General features: G+C 41.3%; 7 protein-coding genes. 5 read left to right on the top strand and 2 right to left on the bottom strand.

What is annotated here, in order from left to right; genetic code table 11:
• The first annotated feature begins 4 nt into the window (after positions 1-4).
• Positions 5-979, top strand: coding sequence for a type IX secretion system membrane protein PorP/SprF (locus Q7J63_RS08060; protein WP_304885270.1), 975 nt, complete (start codon positions 5-7; stop codon positions 977-979).
• Here Q7J63_RS08060 and Q7J63_RS08055 read toward each other — a convergent pair.
• On the bottom strand, positions 976-2,277 hold the full coding sequence (locus tag Q7J63_RS08055) for a peptidoglycan DD-metalloendopeptidase family protein (protein WP_304885269.1): 1,302 nt from the start codon (positions 2,275-2,277) through the stop codon (positions 976-978). The genes Q7J63_RS08060 and Q7J63_RS08055 overlap by 4 nt on opposite strands.
• 309 nt (positions 2,278-2,586) lie before the next feature.
• On the opposite strand from Q7J63_RS08055, the gene aspS reads away from it, so the two are divergent.
• The gene (gene aspS, locus Q7J63_RS08050; RefSeq protein ID WP_019596164.1) at positions 2,587-4,344 is read left to right on the top strand and encodes an aspartate--tRNA ligase; all 1,758 of its coding nucleotides are present in this window, start codon (positions 2,587-2,589) and stop codon (positions 4,342-4,344) included.
• 259 nt (positions 4,345-4,603) lie between these two features.
• Here aspS and Q7J63_RS08045 read toward each other — a convergent pair whose 3' ends face one another.
• Positions 4,604-5,296, bottom strand: coding sequence for a lysoplasmalogenase (locus tag Q7J63_RS08045; protein WP_304885267.1), 693 nt, complete (start codon positions 5,294-5,296; stop codon positions 4,604-4,606).
• Positions 5,297-5,655: 359 nt separating this feature from the next.
• Here Q7J63_RS08045 and Q7J63_RS08040 point away from each other — a divergent pair, with 359 nt between their 5' ends.
• The 3 genes from Q7J63_RS08040 (at position 5,656) to Q7J63_RS08030 (ending at position 11,179) form a co-directional block, all read left to right on the top strand.
• Positions 5,656-9,009, top strand: coding sequence for a TonB-dependent receptor (locus tag Q7J63_RS08040; protein ID WP_304885265.1), 3,354 nt, complete (start codon positions 5,656-5,658; stop codon positions 9,007-9,009).
• A gap of 273 nt (positions 9,010-9,282) precedes the next feature.
• Positions 9,283-10,071 carry an alpha/beta fold hydrolase gene (locus tag Q7J63_RS08035; protein ID WP_304885263.1) on the top strand — a complete coding sequence of 263 codons (789 nt, stop codon included), beginning with the start codon at positions 9,283-9,285 and terminating at the stop codon, positions 10,069-10,071.
• Between the two features lie 22 nt (positions 10,072-10,093).
• The gene (locus Q7J63_RS08030; RefSeq protein ID WP_304885261.1) at positions 10,094-11,179 is read left to right on the top strand and encodes an efflux RND transporter periplasmic adaptor subunit; all 1,086 of its coding nucleotides are present in this window, start codon (positions 10,094-10,096) and stop codon (positions 11,177-11,179) included.

The following is an 11,179-nucleotide window of genomic DNA, read 5'->3' as shown; positions in this document are numbered from 1 at the left end:
GGAAATGAAAAATACGCTTAGGATCTTGGGAATGATCCTTTCGGGGGGGATGTTTTTCACAAGTACAACCTTCGGCCAACAGCTGCCTCAATTTAGCCAATACGTTTTCAACAACTTACAAGTAAACCCTGGATATGCAGGGTATAAGGGACAAGCTTTTGTACAGTCCACATATCGAAGCCAATGGGTGACTTTTCCAGGAGCGCCAAAAACTTTTTCGGTTGTTGCGGACCTCAGTGCAAAAGAAGGATTGATGGGTTTTGGGTTTTCACTGGTCTCGGACCAAATTGGTCCCACAGGAACTACCACGGCAATGCTCACTTATGCTTACCGCATTCGGATTGGGCAAGAATCTTTTTTGTCCCTTGGCGTCAGTGGAGGGGCATCCGAATATGTCCTTGATGGAGATTTGTTGATGCCAGGTGATGCTGATGATCCTGATTTGCCACAGGGAAGAACAAATATATTCACCCCCAATATGAATGCAGGGCTTTTTTTCAACAGCAATCGATTCTTTGCAGGTTTCAGCACTTTCAATATGGTAGGCAAAAAAGCATTGGAAAGGGAAGACATTGCCTTGGCTTATCACAGCTTTCATTTTTTTCTGACCGCCGGAGCTTTGATTCCTTTATCTGAAAATGTTCAGTTCAAGCCTTCTTTTTTGATCAAAGAGGTGAAAGGAATCCCTACCAATTATGATTTGAATACGATGTTTCTTTTTATGGAAAGATTGTGGATCGGCGCATCTTATCGCTCCAACCTGAAAATGAAAGAAGAAAATCTTCAGGGAAATCTAAATCAAAGAAAAGCAATCGCATTTCTCACTGAAATATTTGCCACGGAAAAATTGAGAATAGGCTACGCCTATGACCACAACCTGAGTGAAATCAACAATTATCGGGACAATTCACACGAGTTTTCCTTGGGGTTCTTTATTTCTCCCAAAAAAGGATTTCCGGTAAATGGAAAGTGGTTTTAGCGGGATGACTTCACTCCTGGTTTGGTAGTAGCAACCAATTTTTCAGGGCTTTCAGTGAAAGTAATTGCTGCCAGTTGATTGAGTTTTTCCATTTTGACTTGGTCAAAAGCCATTTTGTTTTCTTTGGAAATGGGATTGGAGGGTGGAATTTTTTCCTGAAGCCAATCTTCTTGTTTCCCATTTTTCCAAAACCTAAAACACAAATGCGGTCCAGTGGCCAAACCTGTACTTCCGACAAAACCGATCACTTGTCCCTGTCTTATCTTGGAGCCAGGCTTCATTCCTGAAGCAATTTTGGACATGTGCAGGTATTGGGTGGTGTATGTACCGTTGTGTTTGATTTTGACATAATTTCCATTTGCGCTTGTATATCGCGCCTCAAGGACTGTTCCGTCACCTACTGATCGGATTTCTGTGCCCGTTGGTGCTGCATAATCGGTTCCAAGGTGGGCTTTGTATCTTTTTTGGACAGGGTGGAATCTTTTCAGATTGTATCTGGAGCTGATTCTGGTGAATTTCAGAGGATCTCTTAGGAAAGCTTTTTTGAAACTATTTCCGTCTTGGTCAAAGAAGTTCACTTCCCCGTCTTGTTCAAAAGGGATGGCGGGATAGGACTCTCCATTGTGTTCAAAAAAGGCCAATTCAATATTTCCATTCCCAATTATCTGGTCTTCAACCAACTTTTGCTCATAGACGATTTTGAATTTGTCGCCTTTTTGAAGTCTTTGGAAATCAACTGCCCAACCGTACAGATCCGCAAATTGATCAACCATATCCGGCGTTATGCCGACCTCCGTCATGTTCACATAAAGATTGCTGGAAATCGTTCCGCCAATCTCAATCTTTCTCAATTCAACAGGTTTTTCTTCTTTATAAACTTCTACATCATCCAATTTAAAAACGACATATTCAGCAGGGTTGGGTTCGTAGATAAAAAACTGGGCTTTGGAGGAATCCTTAGGTGTCAATACGGTGAACTTCTTGTTGAGGGCGATTTTTCTGACGTCAAAAATATCCTTGGATTTTTTGGCGATTTCATCAATGATCTGGTAAGGAATATTGAATGGTGCGAGAATAGTGGATAAAGTAGCATTTTTACCGACAACGCCTTCTACGATGTCTAATTCGTTGACATTGATCCCATAAAGCATCAAATCCTCCTTCATTTCTACCTCGACATTGAGGGAGGAATGAAGTTCTTCCTCTGCCAGCAGCGCCTTATTTTGATTCGAATGGAGATAAATCCCATTCCCCAAGGCCAACAGTAAAAAGCCCACTCCTAACCATTTTTTGTTCATTTTCTTTCAATAATTGGGTTCAATTGGATCAAAGGAATTTAAATTTCGGTCAAATTCCAAATTAAAGTCTGACTAAATCCTTTTAATAAGTATCATCACTATTTTTTAAAAACGATTTCATGCTGTAAAATAGTATAATCAGTGGTTTTATTGTTTAGCTAATTTTTTTCGGAAGCATTGTAAAATCAATATTTTCTTCCCCTTTTTATTGATTTTTCTCGAAGTTTATACGGAATATTTTGTTTCATTTTAGAATACTAAAGTCTGTTTGCCTATCTTTGTCCACTTTAAAAAACAGAAGATTCAACCATGCTTAGAACTCATACTTGCGGAGAATTACGCCTGACAGATGTAAACAAAGAAGTAACCCTAGCAGGATGGGTTCAGCGCGTCAGAAATAAAGGAGGCTTGATTTGGGTGGATTTAAGGGATCGATATGGGCTGACCCAATTGATTTTTGAAGAAGATTCTTCGGAAAAATCCCTTTTGGAAAAAGCCGCTTCCCTTGGCCGTGAATTTGTCATCCATGTCAAAGGAAGGGTCATTGAGAGAACTTCCAAAAACCCAAAAATGCCGACCGGTGAGATAGAAATCAAAGCCGATTTTTTAGAGGTTTTGAATGCCGCCAAAGTCCCACCTTTTATCATTGAGGATGAGACGGATGGAGGCGATGAGTTGAGGATGCGGTACCGTTACCTTGATTTGAGAAGAAATGTGGTTCGGGAAAAACTCCAACTCCGACACCGGATGATGCAGGAGACTCGAAAATACATGGACGGTGAAGACTTCATCGAGGTAGAAACTCCGGTATTGATCAAATCCACTCCCGAGGGAGCGAGGGATTTTGTGGTTCCAAGCCGAATCAACCCAGGCGAGTTTTATGCCCTTCCCCAATCCCCTCAGACTTTTAAGCAATTGCTGATGGTCAGTGGATTTGACAGGTATTTTCAAATTGTAAAATGCTTTCGGGATGAAGATTTGAGAGCCGATCGGCAGCCGGAATTCACCCAGATTGATTGCGAAATGTCTTTTGTGAGCCAAGAGGACATCTTAAATACATTCGAAGGATTGACCAAGCATTTGTTCAAAAATGTGAAGGGCGTAGAGTTGGAAGAAGTCAAAATGATGACTTATGCCGAAGCCATGGAATCCTATGGAAACGACAAGCCGGATTTGAGGTTTGATATGAAATTTGCCAACCTGAATGCAGTTGCCCAAGGCAATGGTTTTCCGATTTTTGACCAAGCCGAATTGGTGCTTGGTATTGCTGCTGGAGGTGCCGGGGAATATACCCGCAAGCAAATCGATGCGCTGACCGAATGGGTGAAACGTCCACAAATCGGTGCAAAAGGACTAGTCTACGTGAAATGCAATCTGGACGGAACGTTCAAATCCTCCGTGGATAAATTTTACGGCCAAGAGGACTTGAAATCCTGGGCAGAAAAAACCGGTGCAGTTCCGGGAGATTTGATCTTGGTCTTGAGTGGCGAAGAGAAGTCCACCCGCAAGCAGATGTCTGAGTTGAGATTGAAAATGGGTGAAGAATTGGGATTGAGAGACCGAAATGTTTTCAAACCACTTTGGGTAGTCGATTTCCCACTTTTGGAGTGGGACGAAGAAAGCCAAAGGTTTCATGCCATGCATCACCCCTTTACGTCTCCCAAGAAAGAGGACATTCCCATGTTGGAAACCGATCCGGGAGCGGTCAGGGCAAATGCCTACGATTTGGTCATCAATGGGGTGGAAATCGGCGGTGGATCCATCAGGATTCACGATCGTGCCACGCAGCAATTGATGTTCAAGCACCTAGGCTTTTCCGATGAGGAAGCGCAAAAGCAGTTTGGGTTTTTGATGGAAGCTTTCGAATATGGAGCGCCTCCACATGGAGGAATCGCTTTCGGATTCGATAGACTCTGTGCCATCTTTGGTGGCTCGGATTCAATTAGGGATTATATCGCCTTTCCAAAGAACAATTCTGGAAGAGATGTGATGATCGATTCGCCGAGTACAATCTCTGAGCAGCAGTTAAAGGAGCTTGCCATCAAGGTAGATTTGACAAAAAACTAAGTATCTCTATTATATCCGCCTATCCAGTTTTCTTTTCAAAGAGGAGCATGGGTAGGCGGATAATTTTTTTATCAGGAAGGAAGATTTGGCTTTTTCAGGAAGTTTTTTAATGAATAAACCTTGTTTTTTTAAAACTGGGAACATTATTGGAATGGGGTCAATTTTTCTAGAGCAGCATCATTTTTTTATAAACAGAAGCTTATTCTTCCCATCTCTTTATGAATGCCCGTTGGATTTTAGGGAATCCATATAAAATCGCTCATGCCTTTACGGATAAATAATGGCTTCTTATCCCCATCACGATCAGCAGTTGGGCGACGATATAGGTACCCATCACAAGGACGCCTGACTCTGGGAAGGGTTTGAAAAAAAGATTCAGGGCCAAAATGCCGTCGGAAATCATAAAAAACAAGCCACCGATAAATACCTGCCAGAAACTCTCGGGTATGGTTTTATGGTATCTTTCCCTGGCCGTAGTGACCATCATTACGATCACCAAAACATAGATGATGACGGGGATTTTCATCTCGTGAAGATTGGGCTGGATCAGGTAATAGACAAAAGCCGCGGAGATGTATATGGGAAGATTGTACAGAAAGAGCTTGATAAAATTGACCTTCCCGATTTCGAAAGGTTTGTTTTGGCTGATTTTAAATCCGATGATCAAACAAATATGGGCCATTAGAAAAGCGCCAAGACCATACAGAAACAGATTCGGGAAAAGCAATAGAATGTCTCCCAGCCAAGAAAAGAAAAGTGCCGAAAGCATGGACTTTCTTAAAATTGTGCCTTCGATCACTTTGCTGATCTGAAAAAAATACATAAATAAACTTAAGATAATGAGTGGCTTGGAATAAATCCTGAGGTCGGAATCTCCCTGAGCCGTAAAAAAAAGATCCAAAACCCCAATAATCAGGAACAAATACAGCCAAAGGATATTTTTATTTTTCATCCGTTACTAATTTTTTGTGTTAAATATATACAGAATCCACCCATTTGTATCTGTAAAACGGCGTAAAGTTTCGGATTAACATTTTCTTAAAGATTTGTTAACATTTGAAATGACCTCAGAACTTAATTTCAAAATAAAGCGAAAAAACGAGACTCAAAACCATGATAAATGTAAAATAATGGAAAAAAAGAAAATTTCCTTTGCTATTTAATGTTAAGGAATTGTTAAGTAATATTGTGAATAAATGTTAAAACTTAACATTTAGAAAAATAAAAACTAGGTTTTCTCTTCTACATTTGTACTCGGAAAACCAAAACAGAATTAAATCCATTATTCAAATTCCACAAAAATCAAAAATTATGAGGCAAACTTTACTAAAAGGTCTATTTGCGGTGGTGATGCTGTTTTTCGCAGCGAATACCGTGATGGCACAAGTTACAACAAGTTCCGTTCAAGGACTTGTTACCGATTCTTCAGGAGAAACACTTCCTGGAGCGAATGTCGTGGCAATCCATGAGCCGTCCGGTACTAGATACGGTGCTGTTTCCAACATCAATGGAAGGTTTACGCTACCAAATTTAAGAATTGGTGGTCCTTATACCATTCAAGTGAGTTTTATCGGTTACCAAACCCAATCTTTCACGGGAATTAGCCTAAGACTTGGTGAGCCTTATGCTTTGAATGCTGTATTGAGTGATGGAAGTACGGATTTGAATGAAGTGATCATCACTGCCACGTCTTCTTCTGATTTTAATTCGAATAGAACGGGTACTGCCACCAACATTGGTAAAGAGCAGCTCAATGCACTTCCTCAAATCAACAGAAGTGTTACTGAATTTACAAGATTGACTCCTCAAGCAAATGGAACTTCATTTGCCGGTAGAGACGCCAGATACAATAACCTTCAAATAGATGGTGCAAACTTCAACAACGCATTTGGATTGAGTGGAAATCCACTGCCAGGTGGAAATGCACAACCGATCTCTTTGGATGCGATCGAGGAAATCACGGTTAACATCGCACCCTTTGATGTCACCCAATCTGGATTTACTGGAGCAGGTATCAATGCGGTAACAAAATCAGGAACGAACACGATTCAAGGTTCCGCCTATTATTTCACCAAAAACCAAGATCTTCAGGGAAGAAGAATTGGTGACAATGAAATTGAAAGAGTGGATGCCGGCACTCAAAACTTCGGCTTTAGATTAGGTGGTCCGATCATCAAAAATAAATTGTTCTTTTTCGTGAATGCGGAAAGAGAAGAGCAAACCGGAGCAAATGCTAGTGGAACCAACCTTTGGAGACCTTCCGCAGATGGTGTTGCTGATGCCCAAAACAATATTTCAAGGGTAACAAGACCAGAATTGGAATCAGTGAGAAATCACTTGCTCAACGTTTGGGATTACGATCCAGGAAGATACGAAGGATACGCTTCAGAGGCCAAACAATTCAATACCAAGTTTTTGGCAAGAGTGGATTGGAACATCAACGAAAAGAATAAACTTGCTGTGAGATACAACCAAGTAGTCGGTATCTCAAACCAATTGGCAAACGGCAATTCAGGTCCGTCTCCAAGATCCCCTTTCAACAGGGTTTCTGAAAATTCCATGACCTTTGAAAATGGTAACTATGGGTTTGAAAACTCTGTAAGATCAGTAACCGCTGAATTGAACAGTTACATTTCTCCGAAAGTTTCCAACCAGTTGTTGGCCACTTATTCCAGAATCCAGGACAAAAGAACCTCACCATCTGATCAAATATTTCCATTTGTGGATATTTGGGATGCAGGCAGAGGGAATGGTGATGCCAATTATATGAGTTTTGGTACTGAATTGTTCACATTCAACAACGATGTCATCAACAACAACTACTCGATCATCAACAATTTGACTTATGTAGAAGGCAAACATACCATCACTGGTGGAGTGGCTTTCGAAGTACAAAATTTTGGTAACAGTTTTACAAGAGCGGGGACTTCTTATTACAGATACGCTTCCGTGGAGGATTTCTTGACCACAGGAACACCAAATGAAGTTGCTCCTATCACTTTTGCCTTGACTTATCCATATGCAGGTCAAGAGACATATTCAAGGGTGAATTTTGGATTGGCTTCTATGTATGTTCAGGATAGATACAGTGTCAATGACAGATTGGCTGTTACTTTCGGTGTAAGAGCTGAGTTGCCACTTTATTTGAATGAATTGACTCCAAATCCATCTATTAATGCAATCACTCTCCAAAATCAATTTGGAATGCCAACCAATTACGATTCTGGCACATGGCCAAAATCTAGGTTGATGGTTTCCCCAAGAGCTGGTTTCAACTTTGACGTGAACGGTGACAGAAGCTTAGTCCTTAGAGGAGGAACTGGTGTATTCTCTGGTAGAGTACCATTTGTATGGTTGACGAATATGCCAACTGCTTCAGGTGTTTTGCAAAATACAATCGAGCCAGGAAGTTATGCGCAAGTTGCTCCTTGGATAGGTAATATCACTTTTAACCCAGACAGATACCATTATGTGAAAAACCCTCCTGCTGGTGGTGAAAATGTATTCATCTCCAGCCCAGCTGGCGGAGCTCCGGGATCTTTCGCCCTAGTGGACCAAGATTTCAGAATGCCAATGGTATGGAGATCCAGTTTGGGTGCGGATTATAAATTACCAAACACACCTTTTGTTTTGACCACTGATCTCCTTTATACAAGAGATATCAATGCCGTATTCCAATATGGTGCAAACAGGGCGGTATCTAACCTCAGAATGAATTATGGATCCAGTGGAGAACCAGGTGATGCTGGTGATACAAGAGAATTGGTCCAAGGGGCATCTGCTACTTACAATCCAGTGATGGGAGCCAATAATGCAACTATTTTGACAAACACAAGCGTCAAAGGATATGCATTGAGTGCTACAGTAGGACTGACCGTTCCTGATTTCAGAGGATTCTCTGGATCGGTGTTCTACACTTACTCTGAGGCACAAGAAGTTTCTGCAAACGCAGGTTCTTCCGCCAACTCTGCATGGGGTGGAAGCCCAACGATCAATAGTCCAAATGATCAGATGTTGAATATTTCCAACTTTGCATTGCCGCACAGGGTCATTGCAAGCATGAACTACAGGATCGAGTATGCAAACCATTTTGCAACTACCTTTGGTGTGTTTTTTAATGGATCGCACCAAGGAAGATTCTCTTATGTATATGGAAACGACCTGAACGGTGATGGCATCAATGCTGATCTTCTTTACCTTCCAAGAAATTCAAATGATTTGAACTTTGTGAACATCGTTCAAAGTGGCAATGTGGTTTTCACAGCACAGGAGCAAAGAGATGCATTTGATGCATTTGTTTCTGCCAACGGTTTGGAAAAATACAGAGGCGAATACGTCCCTAGAAATGCTTTCTTGTCTCCTTGGTTGAACAGGTTTGACGTCAGGGTACTTCAGGATATTTATACCAATATCGGTGCAAGAAGAAATACACTTCAACTTTCCCTTGACATTGTGAACTTTGGAAATCTCTTGAATAACGAATGGGGAATTCAGGAAAATCTGAATAATGCTCAAAGATTGTTGTCAAGATCAGGCTCAGTTAGTGCAACACCTGCCTTCAACATGGTTAGAGTTTCCAACCAATTGCCGAATACTCCGTTCCAAAATGCATCTGGTTTTGGAACGACTTGGAGCATGCAAGTTGGTTTGAGATATATTTTCTAATAAAATAATTATTTAAAAAAAAAAGGACACTCTTTTGAGTGGCCTTTTTTTTTTAAATACCAATAAGCAAACAATTGAACACAAAGGGAAATGGGCTCCTATGAAACAGACCTTCCTTTCCATTCTGTACTTTACACATAAACACCACTGATCGCCCAGCGCAGCCATCTGTGTTTAATTTGTTTTTTTCAGACATGGATTACTTTTAAATTTGCATTTGGTAACCTTATTTCCTTCTCCACTGTTATAGCCGAACCACCAATGAAAAAGGCAATGTTATATTATAAAATGTACGAACACCCCTCCAGCAAGGAGTGGGTGGTATTCATACATGGAGCTGGAGGTTCCTCTTCTATCTGGTACAAGCAGATCAGGGAGTTTCGGGAAGAGTTCAATCTGCTTTTGATTGATCTGAGGGGCCATGGAAAATCCGCAAATTCAATCAAAAACCTTTGGGATGAGGCCTATACCTTTCCTGCGGTCACGACCGATATCATTGAAGTACTGGATCATCTCAAGTTGCCTCCCGCACATATCATGGGGGTTTCTTTAGGGACGGTTTTGGCAAGGCAGCTGGCAGAGATGGAGCCTGATAGGGTGAAATCCTTGATTATGGCGGGAGCGATTACCCGGCTCAATCTTAGCTCTAGACTTTTGGTTTTTCTGGGAAATGCCTTTAAAAGCATTCTACCTTATATGTGGTTGTACAGTCTGTTTGCTTGGGTGATTCTACCTAGAAGGCACCATTCCGAGTCTAGAAACCTCTTTATCAGGGAAGCCAAAAGACTTTGTCAGAAAGAATTTATCCGCTGGTTTAAATTGACCAAGGATATCAATCCGCTCTTGAAATATTTCAAGGAAAAGGACATGTCCATACCCACGCTATATATCATGGGGGATGAAGACCTTATGTTTTTGGAACCGGTAAAAAAAATCGTCATGGAGCATAAACTTTCCTTCTTGAAAATTGTCAAAGCCTGCGGACACGTAGTCAATGTGGAGCAACCTGAGGAGTTCAATCAATTGTCACTTCAGTTTATCAGAGAACAAAATCAACCCTAATAAATTTATTTGAAACCTTCGGATGAAAAAGCAAACGAAAACCATTTTGATTATTGCCATTGTGCTCGTGGTAGCCATTATTTTTCTTTACCCCAGACTCGATAAATTTACAGGAGAAAGCAATACCTCTTCCCAAACAGCTTCAAGCTCTCAAGTAAAAGCAGGAGCACTTCCCGTAAAAGTGGTGGAGGTGAAAAAGGAAAGTTTGGAGAATAACCTTAATATAACCGGAACGATACTTCCAAACGAATCGGTAAGCCTTCGCCCTGAAATCTCAGGTTTGGTAAAGCGCGTAGCCTTCAAAGAGGGTCAATTTGTTAAAAAAGGAACGCCTCTCATTTATTTGAATGACGATGAACTTTCCGCGCAATATGACCGATTGGAATTCACCAAAAAACTTTTTGAAAGCCAAGAAAACAGGCAAAAACAATTGTTGCAAAGAGAAGCGATCAGTCAGGAAGAATACGATATTGTACTGAATCAATTCAATACCAACCTTGCAGACCTTAGATTGATCCAGGCGCAGTTAAATAAGACAGTCATAAGAGCGCCGTTTGATGGGGTATTGGGATTGAGACAAATCTCTGAAGGGAGTGTCATCGGTACTTCAGATGTGATCGCGAGTATCATCAACATCGATCCCATTAAAATTGAGTTTTCCATCCCGGAGCGCTATGCCAATTCAGTGAAGTTAAACTCCAAGATTTTCTTCTCCAATGAAGTCGGAGGAGTGGAAGTAGAGGGCGTTGTCTATGCCTTCGAGCCAAATATTGATCCCGCGACCAGAACCCTTAAGTTGCGTGCACAAAGCCCCAATAAAGAGCGAAAATTTTTGCCGGGGATGTTCGTGAGAATCAGGTTCGTTTTGGGAATAGAGGAGAATGCCTTTATGGTGCCAGCAGAAGCCATTATTCCTGAGCTAAATGGCTACAAAGTATACGTAGTTGGCCCTGAGAATAAAGTGGAATCAAGAGAGATTACCATAGGAACACGGACCGAGAGTTCGGTGCAGATTGTAGAGGGGGTACGGGAAGGTGATCTTGTCTTGACCACTGGAGTATTGCAAGTAAGAGCAGGGATGCCTGTCAATTACACTAAAATCAATTAA

The organism is Rhodonellum sp. (genome assembly GCF_030656585.1).
Taxonomy (GTDB): Bacteria; Bacteroidota; Bacteroidia; order Cytophagales; family Cyclobacteriaceae; genus Rhodonellum; species Rhodonellum psychrophilum.
Note: the sequence above shows the minus strand (reverse complement) of the source record. Positions and strands in the feature narration are given on the sequence as shown.